Below are 23,041 nucleotides of genomic sequence, written 5' to 3'. Positions count from 1 at the left end.
AATTTATCTCTCGGGAAATAATTAGCCTTTGTTTTTGTGATTACTCCTATTGAAAAGCCACTAATGACATTTATTTTTCACCTTATCATTTCATACGCTTCACAAGCTATGCAAATTGAGGAACACGGATTTATCTAAGTTACTGTTTCACGTGAAACACATCGCTTCATTTAATCTTTAAAGCAAAATATCATTATGAAAAAGCCACTTCCTCCAACAAAACTGAAAGGAAGTGGCTTTCTACTCTTTACTCCACAATATTCTCTAACTCACTATATAACTTCGCTCGTAACAACTCTTTCATCGTTTTTTCCTCATATAATTTTTCAAGTCTTTCAACATCAGCTACATGTTCCATTTCACATTCTATTGCATATATATCTTCTTCTACATGCATTAACTCATTTTCAATCTCTTCAAGATTCCTAGCTTTTTTCTCTTTTACTGGAACCATTTCAACACTCTTTCTCCCTTGGCGTTTTTGCTTTATTACTTGCTTCTCAAGCTTTTCTTCCCATTTTTGACGAGCCCATGCATAGTTTCCTGCAAACTCAAATAATTTACATTCATCAATCCAGTACGTCTTTTCAAATAACTTATTTAAAAAATAACGATCATGTGAAACAGCTAGGATTGTTCCATTATATTGCTCAAGGGCTTCCTCTAAAACTTCCCTTGATTCAATATCAAGATGGTTTGTCGGCTCATCTAAAATTAGAAAATTGATGTCTTGATACATAAGTTGCGCAAGTCTTAACCTCATTTTTTCTCCACCGCTCAGTTGCGTTACTTTCTTAAATACTGCTGGACCATAAAATAAAAACTTAGCCAATATATGTCTTGCTTCTCCTTCTGTTACAGCTACATACTCTCTAAACGCTTCCAATACATTACTCTTCACATTTCCATACGTATGCTGTGATAAATAACCAATTTTGACACTACTACCAATTCGAATTTCACCAACGTCTGGATTTATTTCTTCTAATAGTAGTTTTAATAATGTAGTCTTTCCTGTACCATTACGACCAACGATAGCCGCACGCTCTTGAAAACGAACATGTAAATTCGCTTGTTCAAATAAAGGTCGTCCAGCAAAACCTTTACTCACTTCTTTCATTACAACAACATCTTTCCCGCTTCTCTCTTGCCCTTCAAACTGAAGACCCATCTGTTTTCGTTCTAAAATTGGCCTCTTTAATTTCTCTATACGTTCTAACGCACGTTCCATATTTCTCGCTCTTTTATGCAATCCTTCATTCGGAGGGTTCGCTTGATTTGCCCATTCACGTAGACGCTTAATTGCTTCTTTCATTTTCTTTATTTTCTTTTGTTGCTCCTGATAAGCTTGAAACTCTTGAAGTAATCTTTCTTCCTTCTCCTCAACGAACTGAGAATAATTCGTATGGTACACGTGTATCTCTCCATCTTCCAAATCAAAAATTTTCGTTACAACTTCATCAAGGAAATAGCGATCGTGTGAAATAACCATAACTGTTCCAGTATATTCTTTTAAAAATTTCTCTAACCATTCAACTGCAAACAAATCTAAATGATTTGTTGGTTCATCTAATAGAAGTAAATCTGGTTTCTGCAATAACATATATGCAAGGCTAACTTTCGTCTGTTCTCCTCCACTTAATTCCGTAAATACTCTTGGAAATAAGTCTGTTACTTGTAAGCCATTTGCTACCTTCATTATATTTGCCTCTATTTCATAACCACCGAGAAATGCAAATTTTTCTTGAATGACTCCGTACCTCTCCATTAGCTTTTCCAAAGCAGATTGTTCCTGCTCCTCCGCCATATTTTTTTCTAGAGCATGCATTTCTTTTTCTAATTCTTTTTCTACTTTAAAAGCGGAACTCAATACATCATATACATTCATGACCTCATCAAACTTCGGAATTTGTGCGACATGACCAATACGTGTACCTTTCTTCATATGGATGGCTCCTGCATCCAAACTCTCCTTTCCCGTTAGAAGTCCAAAGATTGTTGTCTTCCCACTACCGTTACGACCAACTAACCCAACACGTTCACCATTCTTTATTTCAAGCGATATATTTTCAAATATGATGTTTCCACCAAAAGATTTCATTACATTATTTACACTACAAATAGTCATTTTCCGTACTCCTTTCAATATAAAAAACCATGAGAAAGAAACATTCCCCATGGTTTTCGGCATAGAAAAAGGAAGCCAAATAGCTCCCTTTTCACACGTTTATTAAAAATGGGTGAAGAGATTTCTATCGTTCAATAGTCACTATGCAATTGTTAAAAAAGGGCATACGTATCCCGTTAACAACTACATCATGAAAAATCGCACGACAAAAATAAATAAAATCTAAAAATTTGGCACGCGCAGCTAAAGAACGTTTCATCTCATTCACCCCTTTCGTACGGAATTTAATACTTACTTCTTTATTATACTTTCCAATTTCATGTTTGAATAGTCATTTTTCTGAAAATAATGAAGATAGACTAAACATTTCAATAAGTGACATCAAATCTTACAAAACTGTTATGTTCACGTAATGGAAAGCGATAGTACGAAAAGATGCCTCCCTATACAATAAAGATGTAAACAAGCGAGACAAACAAAAGGAGGAAACAAACATGATGAAAGAAATCGTAAAAGCAATCTTTGAGGTATTAGTGAACGGACAAGCAGTTGTAAAAGAACTAAATGAACTATAAAAAGGAGTGAAGAAATATGATGAACATGGTGAAAATGATTTTACACGCTTTAGTCGATGCAAAAGCAGTTAGCCAAGAATTAAACCAACAATAAAAAGGGGTATATGAATATGAAGAAAGCCATTATTATCATTGCAAGCACAGCAATTACCTTATACACAATAAAAAAGAGAAAAAAGAAAAATAATGAAAATGTTCTATATTATCCATACACACTATTAGAGAAAAAATAAAAGACAAGGTACCCTATCGTAATGAGGATATCTTGTCTTTTATTTTTCCCCTATTCCTTTAGAGGATTTCCTTCTCCTTTTCCCGAATGTATTAAGCGGGATTTTTACACATATTTTAAAGGGGCATATATACAAATGGATACACAACAACTATATTTTTTAAACGATATCGGTAAACAAAAACCAGAAAGTATTCGGAATAGAAGCGCTGCATGTCCATTTTGCGATAAAGAACAATTAACGGATATTTTAGCAACTGATGGTTCTATTATTTGGTTAAAAAATAAATTTCCTACATTACAAGATACATTTCAAACAGTGTTAATCGAAACCAATAATTGCGAAGATCATATCGCAACATATACAGAAGAACATATGAGAAAATTAATGCAATTTTCTATTCAACATTGGTTACACTTACAGAAGAACGAAGAGTTCGCATCTGTGATTTTATATAAAAATCACGGTCCATTTTCAGGTGGAAGTTTGCATCATGCACACATGCAAATTATCGGAATGAAATATGTAGATTATCTTGAAAATATTAAAGAGGAAAATTTCCAAGGAGTAATTGTTCAAAAAAATGAACGCATTGAGCTTAATATTTCAGAGCGTCCCATTATTGGCTTCACTGAATTCAATATAATCATTGATAATATTTCATATATAGATGAAATGGCAAATTACATTCAGCAAACTGTACGTTACATACTGATAGATTTTCATAAAGGATGCAGTAGTTATAACTTATTCTTCTATTACTTAAATGGAAAAATTATTTGTAAAGTTGTTCCTAGGTTTGTCGTTTCACCGCTGTATGTAGGATATAAAATACCGCAAGTTTCTACAAAACTAGAAGACGTAAAAATACAACTAGCGGAGTATTTCACAAAATGACACGATTATCAAAAAAAATAGAGTAGGTATCAAAACCTACTCTTTTATTACACCTTTATTTCGATAGTACACATCTTCTAATCCGATGTTATACTTCATGTTATTATCCGTCCACTCTGGCCCTAAATTCCCTGGCCATCCAGATGTATTCGCTATATATTTCAGTAATGCAAAATCAGTCAAACCTTTTTGCACCCCACGCTTATATCCTTTCATTAAATGCGGCATTGCAATTTGCGCATTTGTACGTGGATCTTTCAGCTCATCATCAGTTAAATGCTCTGGTGCAAGCCCGCCGCCGCGGTGTAGTTGAAACAATCCGAATGAAGTTCCATTATCTCCAACACTTCTTGGATTTAATCGACTTTCATGCTCGGCAATTGCAAGAGGTATCCATTCTGGAAGATTTACTTTCTTCGCTTCCTCTATAATGATTTGTTTCATCTGTTTTGCTTCTTCTGAATCAACATAGCTTGTTCCATTCACTAGCTTATCCATTCCTTCAGACTTTCCTTGGAAATATAAATATACTCCAAGAACAACTAAAAATCCTACAAAGAATTTCTTCACTACCTCTACCTCTTTCTCCGCTGAAATTTGTCCCCTTTCAGCCTTCCCTTTACAATTACCTACATTCTATTACTCTTTTATCATAGCAAATAACTATACATATTATCATCATGCTTTAGACCGATTTTGTGAAAAAACAGCTGGTAAATACGTGCAAAAATGTAACTTTCATAGACTATAACGCATTTATTGTATATAATTGTAAACTGAACTCTATATATAGAATAGGAGCATACAAAATGAAAAAATGCCTAACACTCTTGTTCAGCATTTTACTACTCATCCCTACCTACACCTCTGCACAAACATCATCAAAACCAAAAGTACTTGTTTTGTATAGTACACAAGACGATAAATTTTCAAATAATGTTCAAATCCTTAATACTCAATTAGGACATTTTACAAATGATATAACCGTAAAAAACTTAAAAGAAGCAACTTCAATTAATAACGTATCCTCCTATACACATATTGTTTATATCGGTGAAACAAAAGAAGTGTTTTCCGATGAAACGAAACAATTTCTAGAAAACTTCTCCGGCCCTGTATTAGTATTAGGACAAAATGTTGAACAATTATCTAAGCGTTTTTCTTTCATTACATTGAATAGTGATGATATACGAGTTAATAAAATTGAATATCCAGACAAGAAGCTAAAAAATACTTTAGAAGCGGAACGATTAATTCAATCATTTGATACGAATGGAACTGTGCTTGCTAGCGCCTTAAGCTCAAATAACACTAACCCACTAATCGTTCAGCATGAAACATCTTATTACGTTGCAACGCCAAATCTCTTTGACTGGATGTCTCATTACATCGGTGAAATGTTATTTTCTTACTTCGGAAAAGAGCCAACGACAAATAAAGTAGAAGCTTATTTACGTCTTGAGGACGTTCATCCGGCCGCAGATATAAATCAATTAAAAGAAATTGCTGAATTACTAAAAGGGAAAAAAATTCCTTATATGATTACGGTCATCCCTGTATATAAAGATCCAAATACGGGAAAGACAATACATCTAAAAGATAAACCCGAACTAGTCGATCTTTTACGCTCTATGCAAAATGATGGGGCAGCAATTATTATGCATGGTTATACTCACCAATTTTATGACAGTGAAACCGGTGAAGGGTTTGAATTTTGGGACGTAAAGACAGATCAACCAATTCGCCAACCGAAACATGAAAAACCGAAGACAAAAGATGACTTTCCAAATATAGAGGCATATAACCAATATGTAAAAAAAGGGGAAGAGTTTGAGGAAAAATATACGAAAGATCATATCGAAAAAGGAATTCAAGAACTTGTAGCTGCTAAACTATATCCTGTTGCCTTTGAAGCACCTCATTACACGATGTCTCAAAAAGGATATGAAATATTATCAAGATACTTTTCAACTTATGTAGGACAACTACAGTTAAATGATACAACTTGGAAATCCATGCACTCACCATATTATACAAGTACTCCGTCATTTTTACATGGAATGAAACTATTGCCTGAAACAGTCGGATTTATTGAAGAAAATAAACCACAAACTATTGCTAAAATGAAAGAACGTGCTCTATCTGTTTCTAAATTATCCGATGGAGTTATTGGAGCATTCTATCATCCTTACTTAGGTGTGAAACCATTAAAAGAAGTGTTAAAGGACCTAGAAAGTATTCCAAATATAGAATGGATTGATTTACAAAAGGAAAAGAATGAAGTAAAAATGAAAGATATTCATATTACGACGAATAAAGAAGGCATTCACGTTGAAAAACCAACCAGTGCGAATGACATAATTGATTATATAAAGCAATATGGCATCTTCCTTATACTAGGGTTCGTTATCATTGTCTTTCTTTTATTATTAAAACGTGCGAAAAAATTAGAATCCTAATACAAAACCACCGAGCGGACCGCTTGGTGGTTTTTTGTCCTATATCAAACCGTGGCATTTTATTAAATAAATTCAACTTTTACTTCTTCCGTTACATGATTAAAACTATAATTCTCCTATCCTTTCAAATAAAATCGACTTGTATTTTCATATATTGTTTCTGCGACCTTATCAATGGATATGTTTTTTATAGAACTAATTTCCTTTAATACCTCTCGAATCATTCTTGGGTGCGTTATAACATCTTCTTGAAATTCCCACGGACCATCTGTTTCTACCATCATATATTCAAGCGGATAATACGAAACGATTTTTCTAATCTTCTCCTTATGTAAAACATCCGGTGTAATCGAAATATAATAACCATTTCTCATCATCCGTTTCATTGTTTCATCGCTTCCTTTAAACCAATGGAAGTGTGCACGTGAAACTTTATATTTCTCTAGCAAATCACATACAATGTCAGCATCTTCATAAACTGCGTGTAATACAATCGGCAAATTATACTTACTAGCTAGTTCTATAAATTTTTTCAATACAGCTATGTATGGATCTACAGCAATTCTTTCATCTTCTTTCCTCAAATAATAGGGCAAACCTACTTCACCAATCGCAACAATTTTCTCTGCGTTCTGTTCAATAAGTTGATAAATCTGTTCACACTCTTCTTTATGAATCTGTTGCTCTGGATGAAACCCTATCGCTGGATATATAAAGGGATACTTCTTCGCTAAAGATAACGTTTCCTTACAAGATTGATAATTCATAGATACCGCAATAAGCCCCTTTATTTCCTTACTATTTTCCACCTCTTTTAGTAATCTGCTCTTCTCTTCATCCTTATATTGATCAACATGTATATGACTATCAATCCATTTCATCTTTATGCCCCCATAAAAAAACAAGAAAGGACTTCCTTTCTTGTTTTAGCATCTATATTATTTAACAATTAAGTTTGTTATGATATCAAATAATCCAATACACACTACGGCAACAGTAAAGTAGCTACAGAAATCTTTAATTGGTAACTTCACTACTTCTTCTTTACGCATCCCATTCTTCTCCCTTCTTACTAGATCCCTAATTATTTTTCTATCTGTATCTATTATGCAAAAAATATGACAAATTTACTATCGAATTAACTTACGTAAACCTTACAATGTTGTAAGGTTTAAAAAAGGATCCCCATCTTTATTCAGATGAGGATTATTAAAAGTTAGTTGGTTTTTCATTCTTCATTACAAACAGAAAGTAATACATTGAGACTTTCTAGTTACACTATATGAAAATTACTATCTTTTAACTATCGAATTACATTACAGAAGGCTTACATGTTTGTAAGTTATGTGTAATGTAATTCGATAGTTCCCCTTACTTATATTTCGTACAATAAAGTTAGAAAGTAAGCCAAATAAGAAGAACACTCACATAACCAAATTACATTGCTAGTAGCTACTCTTCTTATACCTTTCACCCATGCTACTACAATGTACCCCCTTCCCCTTTATATAATAAAAAAGCCTTAGTCTATATGGACTAAGGCTTTTTTGTTAATCTCAAAAATACCCTTACCCAGTATTTTTATTTTCGACAAAAAATAGCCGGGGGTATATTTCACTATCTCATCGTTAAAAGTTTGCTCTTCGCATTTATAGGAATATTTGCAACCTCAATCTCTTCAATCGATTCACCGTAACGTCCTTTTGCAAAAACCTTTAATGCTTCATCTCTCTTTAACATATGCTTAACCGTTTTCTTTATTTTCTGCTCTCTACCACGTTCATCGAATGCAATAAATTCATATTCATACCACTCATCACCAATATGCTGACCAATTGTATTCACAACCGTATAGTATTCTTTCGTCTTATAAAATGGATTATATTTATCGATAACTGGTCCAAGTTTCGTAGGCAGTAACATTACTACTATCACTATCATCGCTATTATAGTAGTGATCATTTTTTTCTTCATAATAAACATTCCTCCTCTGCAGGATATATATACATCCATTTTAAAAAGGTGGAATAAAATCTACTATTGAATCTCATTACATTACACTTACATTTTTGTAAGAATTAAAAAAGGTGAACGAATTTGCTCGTTCACCTTTTAGCTTGCTTTAAAGCCACCGCCAAGTACATCACGTACATCATGTATAACAACGAAAGCATCTTCATCTACCCGGCTAATAACTTGTTTTAACTTAACAAGCTCTTGTTTATTAATAACAACATATAAAACTTCTTTATTTTTACCAGTATATCCGCCGCGCCCTTCTAATACAGTAACACCGCGTGTCATATTTTTCGTAATAGCTTCACGAATTAAATCTGGTTGATTCGAAATAATTGTAACAGCCGTTTTTGTGTCCATTCCTTCTACAATGAAATCAATCACCTTCGCTCCAATGAACACAGCCACAAGTGTATACATCGCCTTTTCTTGCCCTATTATAAATACAGAACCAGCAATTACAACAATATCAATAATTAGTACGCCTTTACCTACACTCCAACCTAAATATTGATTTGCTAACTGAGCTAAGATTGCTGATCCTCCCGATGTACCTCCGGCTTTGAACATACAACCTAATCCAATTCCCACAAATAAACCAGCAAATAAAGCTGCTAATAATGTATCACTATTTACATGATACTCAATATGTTCTGTAACGTATAAAAACAAAGATGTTTCTACAATCCCTAAAATTGTATAAATCATTGTTTTCTTATCAAAAAATTTATAACCAACAGCTAGTAAAATTGCATTTATAGCAAAGTTCACAATTCCTGGTGACCAATCAAATAAGTAGTACGTAACAACCGTTAAACCAATAATTCCACCTTCCGATAAACGGTTTGGAATTGCAAAGTAATTAATACCAATTGCGAATAATAATGAACCAATTGTAATTAGTGTTATTTCCTTTATACGTTGATTAACCATAGTTCATACCCTCCCCCCATTTGACATTGTATCACTATCTCCTAGAGGTTTAGAAGTGGTTTTTATTCCGCATTTTCCCTCTTAAAAATTGAAATATTATGTTTAAACAGAGGGTTGATTAATTATTCATATTTGCTCTAACTGCACGGACAAATCGCTCCACATTCCCTTTCTGAATATACTTAGCGCGAATGGTTTCATGACTACAAGTAAATTCAAAATACGGATGAAAATCTATGCTATCTATATACAAATATGAATACTCTTTAAATGTTGAAGAATAGTACGGAAATTTCCCGTAAAAAAGGAGACGTCTAGTAGTGGCAACAAAAACCCCATGTTGATACGATAATATAAAATTATCCTTCTCAAATATCCCTACCACAAAAGCCAGAATCTTTTCATCATCATCTACATACTTTTTCATACTCGATAAAAGTTCATTCATGCATATTCCTCCAAATTCTATTCACTGCATTAACACTTGAAAAGAATCCATGGATTATTACAGACCGGTTTAACTCCTTTATAAAGTATGAAACGCGTTTCCTGTCAAAGATATTTCAAAAAAATAATCCGTTATGCGATTATACACATAACGGATTACGATTAAACTGTAGAGCGTTCCACAAGTTCGTATGGAATTTCCAGCTTTTCTTGTTCAGAACTCTCTTCATTCACTTTTCTATGCAACATTTCAAAAGCAGTTTTCCCTATCTCCTTTAAATTTTGATCAATAGTTGTTAATTGTAACACTTGCGAGATAGGTTGATTATCAAAGCCAATAATCGCTAAATCCTCAGGAACTTGAATCCCTAATTTTTCAACCTCTGTCATAACCCCAATCGCAACTTCATCACCTGCTACTATTAATGCTTCAGGAAGATCCTGCATCTCTTTTAACTTATGAGCCACTTTTACACCATCTTCTAGTGTAAAACATTCTGTAAAAATCCATTCTTCATTAACCTCTTCGTCTATAGATTGCAATTGCTGTTTATAAACATCAAAACGCTTTTGACTACTCGGCCCTAATTTTCTTCCCGTACAATAACCAATTTTTTTATAACCTTTCTCAATCAAATAATCCATTCCTAATTGAAAGGCCGCTGAATGATTCGTATATACACTTGAGATGTTTGAAATATCATTGTCTTCACAAGCAATTATTGCGCCGTAAGAAGCATACGGTTCTATCGTTTCCCAATCATTTGCACGTGAACAAATAATAAGACCATCCAATTGTTTTGTTTTTAACATATGTAAACTTTTCATTTCTTCTTTTTTATTATAATTCGTTTGGCAAAGTAGCACCCTGTAATTATGCGCTAACGCAGTCTCCATCATTCCGCTCACCATCGCATCAAAACACGGATGATTAATATACGGTAAAATCACACCAACAATATTCGTTTTTCCTTTTGATAAATGAACAGCATTTGCGTTTTGCGAGTAATTCAATTTCTCAACTATCTCTATAACCGCTTTTCTTTTTTCTTCACTTACATATGGGTGATCATTCAACACTCTCGAAACAGTCGTAACTGAAACTCCCGCCATCTTTGCAATATCTTTAATATTAGCCATACACTCACCTCTACCTTTAACTTAATGAATCTCATGAACATATGTCAAATCTTCTTATCATTACACCTTCATTCGTTTCTCTTACAAAAGTGTAATTTTTCTGTAAGCTAATTCGATAGTGACTTTCCGCAACATTTCATACAATTAAGTCAGAAACAAGGTAACAACTATTCGAAAAGGAGCGGATTAATATGATGAACAAAATAAAAACGAACAATTTCTTACATACAATGGGCATGGTATTTTCCGCTCTTATCGACGCAAAAGCTGTTGCTTCTACATTAAACAAGTAAGGAGAATGTATTATGAATAACATCACTTTTAACAAATTAGATTTTTTAGGACTAGCTAGTGGCTCGATTCTTCTTACTGCTTTTATTTACGCCGCTACGCTTGTATAACTTTGTGTCCCCTTTCCCCTTTATTATAAATAGTAATAGAAAAGACGACCGTCTATGCCCGGTCGTCTTTTCTTATTTTTGATTTGATTGCAAAGCTTCTTTTAACTCCTCAAACTTCTCATTTAATTGATCCGTCATCATTTTCATAGCGGTTTTTCGATCTATTTGTTCTCCAGCCTCAATTTGAATTGGATCTCCAAAAATCAATTGTGCCTTTTTCCCCTTTATTAATTCTTTTACACTTGATGGACCAACATAAGCTGCTGGTACTAATGGAACATTGGAACGCATCGCAATTGTCACAGCACCCGCTTTTAATGAAACATCTTCCGCTGATCTTGTTCCACTCGGAAAAATCCCTACTACCTTTCCTTCTTTTAATAAACGTGATGGAATTTTAAGTGTACTTGGTCCTGGATTCGCACGATCTACAGGGAATGCATTTACATTTTTAAAGAACCAATTTTTGAATTTCCCTTCAAATAATTCTTTTTTGGCCATGTAATGAATTTGAGTTGGATACATCCCTGTAGCTAACATTAATACATCCATAAAACTTGTATGTGTACATGCAACAACATAGGGTCCACCTTCTGGTAGCTTTTCTCTTCCTTGTACTTCTACTTTCCCAGCTGTTTTAAATATATATTTCAACAAAAATGTAATTGGTTTATACATTTATTTCGTTCCTTTCTAAACATCCGAAGTATAATCATATTCTTATAATAATTATAACACTAAGTTTTAGGAGTTGGTAATAAAATTGAGGATGAATTGTTAAATTTCAATTCTTACAAAAGTGTAATTTTCTTGTAAGCTAATTCGATAGCTACTTCTTACTATATTTCATACAATTAAGTCAGAAACAGGGCAACAATTATTCGAAAAGGAGTGGATCAATATGATGAACAAAATGAAAACGAACAATTTCTTAAATACAATGGGCATGGTATTATCGGCTCTTTTCGATGCAAAAGCTGTTGCTTCTGCATTAAACAAGTAAGGAGAATGTATTATGAATAACATTACTTTTAACAAATTAGATTTTTTAGGATTAGCTAGCGGCTCTCTTCTTCTTACTGCTTTCATTTACGCTGCTACGCTTGTATAACTTTGTGTCCCCTTTCCCCTTTATATAGAAAAAGACGACCGTCTATGCCCGGTCGTCTTTTTAATTTTTTCTTTCTTTCAATTCTTTTAAAAGCTGTATCAGCTCAGCTTGTTGTTTTATCTTTTTACGACCATTTCGATTAATTGCTGCAAGCTCACAGGCAACTCCGACGGCGAAGAAAAACAATAAACTTTCTAACATGTGAAATCCTCCATTTGCCTATTAAACAGCTTGACGTAATTGTTCTTCTTGTAAAACTCTCTTATTTATATTTTCTTCTTTTCTCTGGCAAACGTTATTGCGAATAAGCGCTGCAATAACAAGTACAGTCCCTATAATATCAAACATTGTGATTTGATACCCTTGCATCATCATAATAGCTAAAGTCGTAATTGGTACAAAATTAATAAATAAAATCCCATTAATGGATGATAAAATTTTCACACCATAGTTCCAAGCAAGTAGCGCTACAATACCTGGCAATGTCATCATGAATAACAAATCATATTTCACAATAGAAATCGTTCCCATACTTGGAACTGAAATATATCCAAGCGACGTAATAATTACCGTTATAATCGCTGTAACAGTCGTACCGAATACACACGTCAACGTAGAATAACGTAATGTTGACCAATCACTACAAGTTTGACCACCCATCGTATAAATAACCCACCCTACAACACCAATAAATATAAATGCTAATGGGAACATATTATCTTTCAATGTTACAAAGAAACTCATGTCACCTTTTGTAATAACAAACACAGCTCCTACAAAAGCAATAACCATACTCGTTATCATATACTTCTTCGGTTTTATATGCTTATATCCCCATAAAATACAAATAGAAATCATCGGCATAAGTGCTTCCATAATGGAAGCTACCATTACACCCGACTTACCCATTAACATTTGCCCTAAAAATATGAGGACATTATATACTGTAAATGCCATCGTTCCAAAAAAGACGAGTAACTTTCCTCTTCCCTCTAAACAAAATGCCTGTTTTCCTTCTTTCACTAACAACAATACAATCAGCATTATCGCCACTGCTCCATAGCGAATAAGCGAAAAATAAAATGGATCTATGTATTCTAGCGCATGATCAGCAACTGGAAACATCGCTCCCCATGACATACTCGCAATTAAACACGCCAAAGCCCCTATTATCATTTGACCTCTTCTCACCGCAATCCCCCGTTTCTTTCTATTTGCACAAAGAGAATTGTAAAAGAAAAAATATATCACGTAAAATGATTCAAAATGATGTTAACTATCATTTATAATGATAGTTAACATCAAGGGGGATTACAAAATGGAATTAAGAGACTTACAAATCTTTAAAAGCGTTGCCGATCAGGGTAGTGTAAGTAGCGCAGCAAAGGAATTAAATTATGTACAATCAAATGTAACTGCACGTATTAAACAACTAGAAAACGAATTAAAAACCCCACTCTTTTACCGCCATAAACGAGGAATGACTTTAACAGCTGAAGGAAGAAAAATGCTCGTTTATGTTAGTAAAATTTTGCAAGATGTCGACGAACTAAAACAAGTATTTTTAGATAGCGAAACACCTTCTGGTATATTAAAAATCGGTACAGTCGAAACAGTAAGTACACTGCCTACCATTTTATCTTCTTACTATAAAAGCTATCCGAATGTCGATTTATCATTACAAGCGGGTCTAACAGAAGAATTAATTAGAGAAGTACTTGATCATCAATTAGATGGCGCCTTTATATCAGGTCCTATTAAACATCCACTAATCGAACAATACGATGTTAGTACAGAGAAATTAATGCTTATAACACAAAATAAAGCCTTTCATATAGAAGAATTTACAACAACGCCTCTACTCGTTTTTAACCAAGGATGTGGATACCGCTCCAAACTAGAACGTTGGCTTAAAGACGAAGGTTTGCTACCAAAAAGAATTATGGAATTCAATATATTAGAGACAATATTAAACAGTGTTGCACTCGGTCTCGGAATTACACTCGTACCACAGTCTGCTGTCCATCATCTTTCTAAAGCAGGTAAGGTACATTGTCATGCAATCCCTGAAAAATACGGCAGTATTTCAACGGTTTTCATACGCCGTAAAGATAGCTATATGACGAATTCAATGCGTAGTTTTTTAAAAACAATTGAAGACCATCATCATATCAATATGCTGTGAAAGACATTCTTACATGAATGTCTTTTTTTCTTACAAAAGTGTAAGTCTTTCGTAAGCTAATTCGATAGTTGGAAGTATCCATATTCCCTATAATTAAGACATAAGCAGGGCAACAACTATTCGAAAAGGAGCGGATACGCATGATGAACAATATGAAATCAAATAAATTTTTAAATACAATGGGCATGGTGCTATCCGCACTTGTCGATGCAAAAGCTGTTGCAACTACATTAAACAAATAAGGAGAGATTATAATGAACAACATTACTTTCAACAAATCAGACTTTATCGGACTTGCAAGTGGAGCTACTCTTCTTACGGCTTTCATTTATACACTTGCTCAAGGTCTTATTTAACACTTTGTTTCCCCAAACCCCTTTATATATAGAAAAAGCTGCTCGTCTTATAGACAAGCAGCTTTTTAGTTTGTCCCGCTTTAATGGGCAGCCCGATTGGTTCAACTAATAATCAGTGGGGGATGAAGACCCCCCACTGATTAAAGTTTCACTTTATTTCATATACAATTTGACCTGTTTTCGTAATATCATATCCGCCAATCGCATTTAATTCATTATGAAATTCTTCCGATTGCAGAATGTCTTTCACAACTTCAATCAGCTCTTCATTTTCTTTATTCTTCAAAATTACTAAATCATACTGTTCTTTCATGATTGGAATAAAGTCCACATTTACAATTTGCGAAAACTTTTCTGAACCTACTCCTACATCAGCTTTTCCATTTGCAACTTGCGTGGCAACACCAAGATGATTCGATTCTTCCCATTCATATCCACTAATATCAGCTTTATTTAATTTTCGGATTCTTAATTGTTCATCCACTAACACTCTAATACCAGAACCCTTTTCTCGATTCACAAACTTTATAGTGGACCCGGATATGTCAGCCCATGTCTTTATTTTCTTCGGATTTCCTTTTTGAACATAAAACCCTACATTTCTGGACAATAAATTAATCATAAGACATGGCTGTCCTACTAAAATACGTTTTACGTAAGGAATATTATATGTACCCGTTTCACCATCAAACAAATGCAAACTAACGATACTTCCTTCTCCTTGATACATTTTCACTAAACTCGTTAAGCTACCTTGATACGCTCTTAAAACATTAGAACTTGGCAAACGATTTTCTATACGTTTAGCTAACATATCTAACGTTAGTTCTTGACCACTAATAATACACGTGTTCAAGATACTACTACCATCGTTTTTTACAGGATTAACTTGTACTTTCCCTGTTTTCATTTGCTTTATATATTGATCTAAATCTGCTGCATCAATGCGCATCTGTCTACCAACTCTATAAGAAGGAAGTTCTCCTTTTTTAATTAAGTCGTATACAGTTAATTTTGATACTTTTAATCGCTTTGCTACTTCTTCCGTTGTGTAGGAATGATGATCCATAGACGATTCCTCACTTTCTCCTTTCATTGTAACAAAGAAAAGAATATTTCTCCTATTTTTTAAAAATAGACATATGTTCAAATTATATTCAATTATAACTAGTTATATTTAGTTATATTTAGTTATAATTAGATGTGTCAAAATGAAAGGGGATTTTTTTATGAATAAATTTATATTACGTTCCATCGGGGTACTTATACTTTCTTTCCTTCTTATATTTAGCGCTGCTTGTACAAGTGGGGAAAAGCATACAAAGTCAGCTGCTAAAGAGGATAAAACAGTTGAACTGACTATCTCAGCTGCTGCAAGCTTACAAGATGCATTAAAAGAAATCGAAAAACAATATAAAGAAAAAGAGCCAAATATCAAACTTTCTTTTAACTTCGGTGCTTCTGGAGCACTTCAACAACAAATTGAACAAGGTGCACCTGCTGATTTATTCTTCTCAGCAGCAGAAGATAAATTCCAAACCCTTGTAAAAAAAGGATTCATTAATGAAAAAGAGGGGAAAAATCTCCTTGGAAACGAACTCGTTCTAGTCGTCCCAAAAGATAGTTCTCTTACAAAAATTCAAGATTTAAAAGATGAAAAAATAAAAAAAATTGCACTTGGTACACCTGAATCTGTACCTGCTGGCAAATATGCAAAGGCTTCTCTAACACACGAAAACCTTTGGAATGATGTTCAAAATAAAGTCGTATTTACAAAAGATGTTCGCCAAGTGTTAACATATGTAGAAACAGGGAATGTCGATGCTGGTATTGTATACAAAACAGATGCTCTCATTTCGGATAAAGTAAAGATTGGTGAGACAGCAGCAGCTACTTCTCATGAGCCAATCCACTATCCTTTAGGTGTTATAAAGGAATCTAAACATAAGAAAGAGGCGACTTCATTTTATGAGTATTTGCAGTCAAAAGATGCACAATCTATCTTTAAAAAATATGGATTTACAGTCCTGTCGTAATTACTATGAGCATTGATGCTATTTTATCGCCTGTCTTTCTATCTTTAAGAGTAGCTGCATGCGCCACTATTCTCGTTACAATTTTAGGGACAATTGTCGGGCGAGCACTAGCTCGCTCCTCATGGCGATATAAAGTACTATTAGAAACCATATTTTTATTACCAATGGTACTTCCACCAACTGTTATCGGCTTCTTTCTCATTATCATCTTTGGAAACAACAGCCTGATCGGAAAGTGGGTTGAATCATTATTTCAGCAGTCTATTATGTTCACATCTACTGCTGCGATCATTGCTTCTACAGTTGTTGCATTTCCGCTTATGTATCAATCAGCGAAAACGGGATTTTCTATCGCAAATGTACAAATTGAAGAAAGTGCTCGTGACCTTGGCGCAAGTGAATATCAAGTTTTTCTGCACGTTACACTTCCGCTCGCATTTCCTGCCTTACTAAGCGGGATGATTTTGAGCTTTGTCCGCGCGCTCGGTGAGTTTGGTGCTACACTTATGTTTGCCGGGAACATTCCTGGTAAAACACAGACAATCCCAACTGCAATTTACATGGCTATTGATGCAAGTAATATGCAACTCGCATGGACACTTGTAGTTATTACTATCGGTATGTCACTCGTATTTCTACTATGTATTCAACTTATTAATAAAAGAATTACTAACTCTTAAAGCAGCTTTTTTCGAAGCTGCTTCTTTATTTCTTAGGAAATAAAATATACCACCGGGAAATAACTGAATTTTACCTCTTATTAAAATATACATTTTATTTGAATTCACTTTCTAAAATAGGCAATTTCCTGTTATTATATGGAGGTGTTTCAAAAAATGAAGAAATGAAAACGCATTTATATCGTGAATTCTTCATCCTGTTTTAGCGATCGGTAATCTTCTACTCTATTAGTGGGGCATTACCGATCGTTAGAACGATATGTAACTATATTGGTATAGCAAACCGAAGGGAGTCTTGTAATGGACATTTTATTAGCGCTTCTTCCTGCAATTGCATGGGGAAACATCTTATTAGTAAGCGTAAAAATGGGCGGTGGTGCATATAGCCAAACGGTAGGTATGACAATCGGTGCTCTATTCTTCGCAACAATTATGTATGTATTTACTCAACCAGCTTTAACAATGACAATCTTAATTGTTGGTTTTATTTCAGGTTTATTCTGGGCTTTAGGACAAGTAAACCAATTAAAAACAGTTGAAAAACTAGGTGTTTCAACTACTGTAACGATTTCTACTGGTATGCAACTTGTTGCAACTTCTATCTTTGGGGTTATCGCTTTCCGTGAGTGGACTACTACTACAACGATCATTCTGGGAACGATTGCAATCCTATTAATCGTAGTTGGTGTTGTATTCACATCATTAGATGATAAAGAAAATGCTCAGCCACCTGGACAATTGAAAAAAGGACTTCTTACTTTAATTGTTTCTACTTTCGGCTATCTTGTATATGTAATTATTATTCGTTGGTATAATATCGATGGTTGGTCTGCTATTTTACCACAAGCAGTTGGTATGTTTGTTGGTGCGGTTGTACTGACGTCTAAACATAAACCATTTAACAAATATGCAATCCGTAATGCTTTGTCTGGTTTACTATGGGGAACTGGAAACTTATTCTTACTTCTTTCATTACCACGTGTTGGAGTAGCAACAAGCTTCCCATTATCTCAAACTGGAATCGTTATCTCAACATTCGGTGCGATTGTATTCTTAGGTGAAAAGAAAACAAAACGTCAATTGATCTTTATTGCACTCGGTAGTGTTTTAATTATTGGCGGCGCTGTATTACTTGGTATGACAAAAGCATAATCTTATATTCTATTAGTAAACCCCTGAAGCATATGTACTTCAGGGGTTTTTTAATTCTAATTATTTTCTAGATATAATTATTTGTATGTTCTTGCCTCTTATAATTGCTCTTCCACTCTAGCAAACCAGCTACACATATAAAGAGATTAATAATAGCTAATATTAGCATGAATTTCCTCCTTCTCATTATCCATTCCATCTACGATAAGTCTTTTCTTTTTACAAAATTCTCTTAAAGATGATATCGTTTTTATAACATATCTCTACTAGAAAGGAATAAAGGATATGCTAACTAAACATCGAATTTTATTTATTGGTGCCGGTCGTATGGCAGAAGCTATATTTTCCGGATTACTTAAAACAAGCAAAGAGTACATCGAAGAAATTATCGTCTCTAACCGAAGCAACATAGAAAAGCTAAAACAGTTACAACATCAATATAATGTGTCTACTACAACAGATTGGAAACAGCATGTTACATCTGTTGATACGGTTGTTTTAGCAATGCCACCTTCGGCTCATGAAGAGTTATTAGCTGAGCTATCTCCGTTAATATCAAATCAACTAGTCGTAACAGTAGCAGCTGGCATTGGACCATCTTATTTAGAAGCTAGACTCCCAAAAGGCACGCCTGTTGCTTGGATTATGCCTAATACAGCTGCTGAAATTGGAAAGTCTATCTCCTTATATACAATGGGACAATCAGTAAACGAGATACATCAAGAAACCCTGCAACTACTTTTAAAAGGTATTGGTACTTCGCAACTTTGTAATGAGGAAGAAGTTCATCAGCTTACTGCAGTTACTGGAAGTGCACCAGCCTTCCTTTATTACTTTGCTGAAAGCTTAATTGAAGCAACAAAAAGTTATGGAGTTGATGAAGAAACCGCAAAACATCTTGTCATTCAAATGATTTCTGGCTCTGCTTCTATGCTTGAACAAACGCAAAATCCAGCTAACCTTCGCGAACAAGTAACAACGCCAGGTGGTTCCACAGCTGAAGGTCTCAAAACTTTATACGAATATAATTTTTCAGAGGCAATTCAAAAAGCAGTAGAAGCAACAAACAAAAAAGCTAGGGGGAAATAATATGATTTTAACAAGTTTAAAAGACTATACAACATTACATAACGGTGTAAAAATGCCTTGGTTTGGTTTAGGTGTTTTTAAAGTAGAAGATGGTTCAGAAGTAATTGATTCTGTAAAAGCAGCAATTAAAAATGGCTACCGCAGCATCGATACTGCAGCAATCTATCAAAATGAAGAAGGCGTTGGGCAAGCGATTCGTGAATCCGGTGTTTCACGTGAAGAATTATTTATTACCTCAAAAGTATGGAATAGCGATCAAGGATATGAAACAACGCTTCAAGCATTTGAAACTACATTAGAGAAATTAGGTCTAGAATATTTAGATTTATATTTAGTACATTGGCCTGTAAAAGGGAAATATACTGAATCATGGAAAGCATTAGAAACACTTTATAAAGATGGCCGTGTTCGCGCTATCGGTGTGAGTAATTTCCACATTCACCACTTACAAGACGTATTTGAAATTGCTGAAATTAAGCCAATGGTCAACCAAGTGGAATACCACCCACGTTTAGCACAAGAAGAGTTACATGCATTCTGTAAAGAACATAATATCCAGCTTGAAGCTTGGTCACCATTAATGCAAGGACAACTACTAGATAATCCAACGTTACAAGAAATTGCGACAAAATATAATAAATCAACTGCGCAAATTATTTTACGTTGGGATTTACAAAACGAAGTTGTAACAATTCCCAAATCAATTAAAGAACATCGCATTATTGAAAATGCAAACATCTTCGACTTTGAATTAAGTGCTGATGATATGAAAGCAATTCAAGCTTTAAATGAAGATCGTCGCGTTGGTCCAGATCCAGATAACTTTAACTTCTAGTAGAAAAACCACTGCCATATGCAGTGGTTTTTTCATTTAAGAAAACTGAAAATTTAAACTATATTTCATTTAGTTGACACTTCATTATTCAAGGTGTAAGATTTTGAATTATCAAAGAAACACAAAAATTAATAAAATTTATTCGTTTACTCATTGTATCAAGAGAGGTGGAGGGACTGGCCCTTTGAAACCTCGGCAACAGGTTCATTTTGAATACTGTGCCACTTCCTGCAAGCTTTATGCTTGAAAGATAGAATGAGGGACTTCGTTTATATACGGGTGCATAACTTGTACGTAAAAATCCCTCTTTCTCAATATGAAAAGAGGGATTTTTTATTTTTCATTTCCCTCATCATCATCCAAACTTAATTATTTAGGAGGAAAATCAAATGAAAAAGAAGTTTGTACCCGGTATTGCATCAGTTGTAGGAGTAAGTATTTTATTAACTGGTTGCGGTAGTTATAAAAACGAAGCAAGCGGAGCAAATGCAAAAGACGAGGCACCTAGTAAACAGGTTTTAAACTTATCTTCACCTACTGAAATACGAACAATGGATACGGCTCGTGCTACAGATACTGATTCTGGTCAAGTAATGAGAAACGTATTTGAAGGTTTGTATAATCTTGGTGAAGGTAACAAACCTGTTCCTGGTGTTGCAAAATCTCATGAAGTAAGTGGCGATAAAACGAAATACACATTCCATTTGCGAGATTCAAAATGGTCAAACGGCACTCCTGTTACAGCTAAAGATTTTGTGTTCGCTTGGCAACGTGCCGTAGATCCAGCAACAGCCTCTGAATATGCATTTTTATTCTTTGATATTAAAAACGCAACAAAAATTAACAACAAAGAACTTCCAGCCGACCAACTTGGTGTAAAAGCAGTTGATGACCATACGTTTGAGGTAGAATTAGAGCGTCCTGTTCCTTATTTTATTAGCTTAACAGCGTTCCCAACATTTCTACCAATTAATGAGGAATTCTTTAAAGTACAAGGTGATAAATACGCTTTAGAAGATAATACAATCTTGTACAATGGAGCTTTTACACTAAGCGATTGGAAGCACGAACAAAGCTTTAAATTTAAGAAGAACCCTACCTATTGGGATAAAGATACTGTCAAACTAGAAGAAATCAATTTTAATGTCGTAAAAGAAAAATCAACAGAAGTAAATTTATTCGAGTCAAAACAATTAGATCGTATAAAACTAACATCTGACTTCGTCGATAAATATAAAAAGGATGCTAACTTTAAAGAACGTCCAAACGTAGGCGTACAATTTTTACGTATGAATCAACAAAACAAAGTACTTCAAAACGTTTCTGCACGCCAAGCAATTGATCAAACAATTGATAGAAAATCCTTTGTAAATACGTTATTAAATGATGGCTCTACACCAACATTTGGTCTCGTTCCAAAAAACTTTGCAAAAGGACCTGAAGGAAAAGACTTCCGTACTGCAAACGGCGATTTAACAAAAGTTGATACAAAATCTGCACAAGAGTTATGGAAAAAAGCTAAACAAGAGCTTGGTTCTGAAAAGATAACATTAGAATTATTAACGAGTGATGCTGACCTTGATAAGAAAACTGGTGAATTCTTAAAAGGACAACTAGAAAAGAATCTAGATGGATTAACAGTAAATATAAAACCTCAGCCGCGTAAGCAACAAGTTTCGCTTTTATTAAAAGGTGACTACGAAATCGGAATTGATGGCTGGAGCCCTGACTTTGCGGATCCAATTACATTCCTTGAGCTATTTACAACGAATAACCCTTATAACTTAGATCATTACTCTAATAAGGAATTCGATGAAACAATAGCAAAAGTGAAAACAACTTTAGCTGGTGATGAAAAAGCTCGCTGGGAAGCATTACTAGCATCCGAGAAAATATTATTTAAAGACTCTGTTATCGCTCCTCTTTACCAAAAATGCGAATCTTATTTAGAACGTTCTTATGTGAAAGGAATTGTGCAAGTAGACTTTGCAGGTCAATTAAACTTCAAGTGGACAAAAATTGAAAAATAAAGTGAAACTTTAATAAGTGGGGGTTTCTTCATCCCCACTTATTATTAGCCCACACCAATTGTTTTTTTAGCAAAATATATTAAAAATAGGTTCTCTCACACATGAGAATCTGCTTTTTTTAATATATTATTCTGAGAAATTAACAATCTATTTTTATTATTGACATATAGTTCTTTTCAGTGTTAATATTCTAAATAATCAAAGAAACAAAATATTTCACCATCAAAATATAATGTCTACTACGTTGAAACATATAACGATAGATTATAGTTCGACATGTATATACATATAGAACACCTGATTACCTATAAACAAATATTTATAATAGGTTTTATCTC

25 protein-coding genes and 1 riboswitch are annotated in these 23,041 nt (G+C 34.1%); of the genes, 13 read left to right on the top strand and 12 right to left on the bottom strand.

The window, feature by feature from the left end; translation table 11 throughout:
- Window positions 1-247 precede the first annotated feature (247 nt).
- On the bottom strand, window positions 248-2,179 hold the full coding sequence (gene abc-f, locus ACTFO4_RS27460) for a ribosomal protection-like ABC-F family protein (RefSeq protein ID WP_440014526.1): 1,932 nt from the start codon (window positions 2,177-2,179) through the stop codon (window positions 248-250).
- A 73-nt stretch (window positions 2,180-2,252) separates the two neighbouring features.
- Window positions 2,253-2,387, bottom strand: coding sequence for an RAxF-45 family protein (locus tag ACTFO4_RS27455; protein WP_000830643.1), 135 nt, complete (start codon window positions 2,385-2,387; stop codon window positions 2,253-2,255).
- A gap of 420 nt (window positions 2,388-2,807) precedes the next feature.
- On the opposite strand from ACTFO4_RS27455, the gene ACTFO4_RS27450 reads away from it, so the two are divergent.
- Together ACTFO4_RS27450 and ACTFO4_RS27445 are read left to right on the top strand one after the other, a co-directional pair.
- The gene (locus ACTFO4_RS27450; RefSeq protein ID WP_002023099.1) at window positions 2,808-2,936 is read left to right on the top strand and encodes a hypothetical protein; all 129 of its coding nucleotides are present in this window, start codon (window positions 2,808-2,810) and stop codon (window positions 2,934-2,936) included.
- 135 nt (window positions 2,937-3,071) lie between these two features.
- Entirely contained in the window at window positions 3,072-3,833 is a 762-nt protein-coding gene (locus tag ACTFO4_RS27445; protein ID WP_000381030.1) for a DUF4931 domain-containing protein, read from the top strand.
- Window positions 3,834-3,869: 36 nt separating this feature from the next.
- On the opposite strand, the gene ACTFO4_RS27440 is transcribed toward ACTFO4_RS27445, so the two are convergent.
- Window positions 3,870-4,403, bottom strand: a complete 534-nt coding sequence (locus ACTFO4_RS27440) for a transglycosylase SLT domain-containing protein (RefSeq protein ID WP_000713249.1) — start codon at window positions 4,401-4,403, stop codon at window positions 3,870-3,872.
- Between the two features lie 239 nt (window positions 4,404-4,642).
- On the opposite strand from ACTFO4_RS27440, the gene ACTFO4_RS27435 reads away from it, so the two are divergent.
- The gene (locus ACTFO4_RS27435; RefSeq protein WP_326262942.1) at window positions 4,643-6,292 is read left to right on the top strand and encodes a polysaccharide deacetylase family protein; all 1,650 of its coding nucleotides are present in this window, start codon (window positions 4,643-4,645) and stop codon (window positions 6,290-6,292) included.
- Between the two features lie 116 nt (window positions 6,293-6,408).
- On the opposite strand, the gene ACTFO4_RS27430 is transcribed toward ACTFO4_RS27435, so the two are convergent.
- From ACTFO4_RS27430 to ACTFO4_RS27410, 5 genes are all read right to left on the bottom strand, one after another.
- Window positions 6,409-7,173: a TatD family hydrolase gene (locus ACTFO4_RS27430; protein WP_119682846.1), complete on the bottom strand. Its 765-nt coding sequence runs from the start codon at window positions 7,171-7,173 to the stop codon at window positions 6,409-6,411.
- A 736-nt stretch (window positions 7,174-7,909) separates the two neighbouring features.
- Entirely contained in the window at window positions 7,910-8,266 is a 357-nt protein-coding gene (locus ACTFO4_RS27425; protein ID WP_000728422.1) for a YxeA family protein, read from the bottom strand.
- Between the two features lie 138 nt (window positions 8,267-8,404).
- The gene (locus ACTFO4_RS27420; protein WP_000248045.1) at window positions 8,405-9,241 is read right to left on the bottom strand and encodes a YitT family protein; all 837 of its coding nucleotides are present in this window, start codon (window positions 9,239-9,241) and stop codon (window positions 8,405-8,407) included.
- A gap of 118 nt (window positions 9,242-9,359) precedes the next feature.
- On the bottom strand, window positions 9,360-9,689 hold the full coding sequence (locus tag ACTFO4_RS27415; RefSeq protein ID WP_001004246.1) for a PH domain-containing protein: 330 nt from the start codon (window positions 9,687-9,689) through the stop codon (window positions 9,360-9,362).
- Between the two features lie 161 nt (window positions 9,690-9,850).
- Entirely contained in the window at window positions 9,851-10,828 is a 978-nt protein-coding gene (locus tag ACTFO4_RS27410; RefSeq protein ID WP_074790799.1) for a LacI family DNA-binding transcriptional regulator, read from the bottom strand.
- A 305-nt stretch (window positions 10,829-11,133) separates the two neighbouring features.
- Between ACTFO4_RS27410 and ACTFO4_RS27405 the strand changes: the two genes are divergently transcribed.
- Entirely contained in the window at window positions 11,134-11,229 is a 96-nt protein-coding gene (locus ACTFO4_RS27405) for a DUF3948 family protein (RefSeq protein ID WP_001059999.1), read from the top strand.
- Window positions 11,230-11,301: 72 nt separating this feature from the next.
- On the opposite strand, the gene ACTFO4_RS27400 is transcribed toward ACTFO4_RS27405, so the two are convergent.
- Window positions 11,302-11,907: a lysophospholipid acyltransferase family protein gene (locus ACTFO4_RS27400; RefSeq protein WP_000277778.1), complete on the bottom strand. Its 606-nt coding sequence runs from the start codon at window positions 11,905-11,907 to the stop codon at window positions 11,302-11,304.
- 337 nt (window positions 11,908-12,244) lie between these two features.
- On the opposite strand from ACTFO4_RS27400, the gene ACTFO4_RS27395 reads away from it, so the two are divergent.
- The gene (locus tag ACTFO4_RS27395; RefSeq protein ID WP_001060007.1) at window positions 12,245-12,340 is read left to right on the top strand and encodes a DUF3948 family protein; all 96 of its coding nucleotides are present in this window, start codon (window positions 12,245-12,247) and stop codon (window positions 12,338-12,340) included.
- Window positions 12,341-12,400: 60 nt separating this feature from the next.
- Here the strand turns inward: ACTFO4_RS27395 and ACTFO4_RS27390 are convergent, their stop codons facing one another.
- Both ACTFO4_RS27390 and ACTFO4_RS27385 read right to left on the bottom strand, forming a co-directional pair.
- Complete coding sequence (locus ACTFO4_RS27390) at window positions 12,401-12,541, bottom strand: YrzO family protein (RefSeq protein ID WP_000894065.1); 141 nt, start codon at window positions 12,539-12,541, stop codon at window positions 12,401-12,403.
- 21 nt (window positions 12,542-12,562) lie between these two features.
- Window positions 12,563-13,531, bottom strand: coding sequence for a DMT family transporter (locus ACTFO4_RS27385; protein ID WP_002180311.1), 969 nt, complete (start codon window positions 13,529-13,531; stop codon window positions 12,563-12,565).
- 127 nt (window positions 13,532-13,658) lie between these two features.
- Here ACTFO4_RS27385 and ACTFO4_RS27380 point away from each other — a divergent pair, with 127 nt between their 5' ends.
- The gene (locus tag ACTFO4_RS27380; RefSeq protein ID WP_000423031.1) at window positions 13,659-14,525 is read left to right on the top strand and encodes a LysR family transcriptional regulator; all 867 of its coding nucleotides are present in this window, start codon (window positions 13,659-13,661) and stop codon (window positions 14,523-14,525) included.
- 254 nt (window positions 14,526-14,779) lie between these two features.
- Window positions 14,780-14,881 (top strand): DUF3948 family protein, encoded by a 102-nt coding sequence (locus tag ACTFO4_RS27375; protein WP_001060017.1) that lies wholly within the window; start codon window positions 14,780-14,782, stop codon window positions 14,879-14,881.
- A gap of 148 nt (window positions 14,882-15,029) precedes the next feature.
- Here ACTFO4_RS27375 and ACTFO4_RS27370 read toward each other — a convergent pair whose 3' ends face one another.
- Window positions 15,030-15,950, bottom strand: coding sequence for a substrate-binding domain-containing protein (locus tag ACTFO4_RS27370; protein ID WP_002180310.1), 921 nt, complete (start codon window positions 15,948-15,950; stop codon window positions 15,030-15,032).
- Between the two features lie 160 nt (window positions 15,951-16,110).
- Between ACTFO4_RS27370 and modA the strand changes: the two genes are divergently transcribed.
- From modA to ACTFO4_RS27340, 6 genes are all read left to right on the top strand, one after another.
- Window positions 16,111-16,917, top strand: a complete 807-nt coding sequence (gene modA / locus ACTFO4_RS27365; protein WP_119682845.1) for a molybdate ABC transporter substrate-binding protein — start codon at window positions 16,111-16,113, stop codon at window positions 16,915-16,917.
- 5 nt (window positions 16,918-16,922) lie between these two features.
- Complete coding sequence (modB, locus tag ACTFO4_RS27360; protein WP_119682844.1) at window positions 16,923-17,597, top strand: molybdate ABC transporter permease subunit; 675 nt, start codon at window positions 16,923-16,925, stop codon at window positions 17,595-17,597.
- A 300-nt stretch (window positions 17,598-17,897) separates the two neighbouring features.
- Entirely contained in the window at window positions 17,898-18,749 is an 852-nt protein-coding gene (locus ACTFO4_RS27355) for a GRP family sugar transporter (RefSeq protein WP_000353544.1), read from the top strand.
- A gap of 285 nt (window positions 18,750-19,034) precedes the next feature.
- Window positions 19,035-19,838: a pyrroline-5-carboxylate reductase gene (proC, locus tag ACTFO4_RS27350; protein WP_017674453.1), complete on the top strand. Its 804-nt coding sequence runs from the start codon at window positions 19,035-19,037 to the stop codon at window positions 19,836-19,838.
- 1 nt (window position 19,839) lies between these two features.
- The gene (locus ACTFO4_RS27345; RefSeq protein ID WP_000604203.1) at window positions 19,840-20,673 is read left to right on the top strand and encodes an aldo/keto reductase; all 834 of its coding nucleotides are present in this window, start codon (window positions 19,840-19,842) and stop codon (window positions 20,671-20,673) included.
- 152 nt (window positions 20,674-20,825) lie between these two features.
- Window positions 20,826-20,930: riboswitch (SAM riboswitch) on the top strand.
- A gap of 132 nt (window positions 20,931-21,062) precedes the next feature.
- Entirely contained in the window at window positions 21,063-22,703 is a 1,641-nt protein-coding gene (locus tag ACTFO4_RS27340; protein WP_440014524.1) for a peptide ABC transporter substrate-binding protein, read from the top strand.
- Window positions 22,704-23,041: the final 338 nt, after the last annotated feature.

Source organism: Bacillus cereus group sp. MYBKT14-1 (genome assembly GCF_051915185.1).
GTDB lineage: Bacteria > Bacillota > Bacilli > Bacillales > Bacillaceae_G > Bacillus_A > Bacillus_A cereus.
Note: the sequence above shows the minus strand (reverse complement) of the source record. Positions and strands in the feature narration are given on the sequence as shown.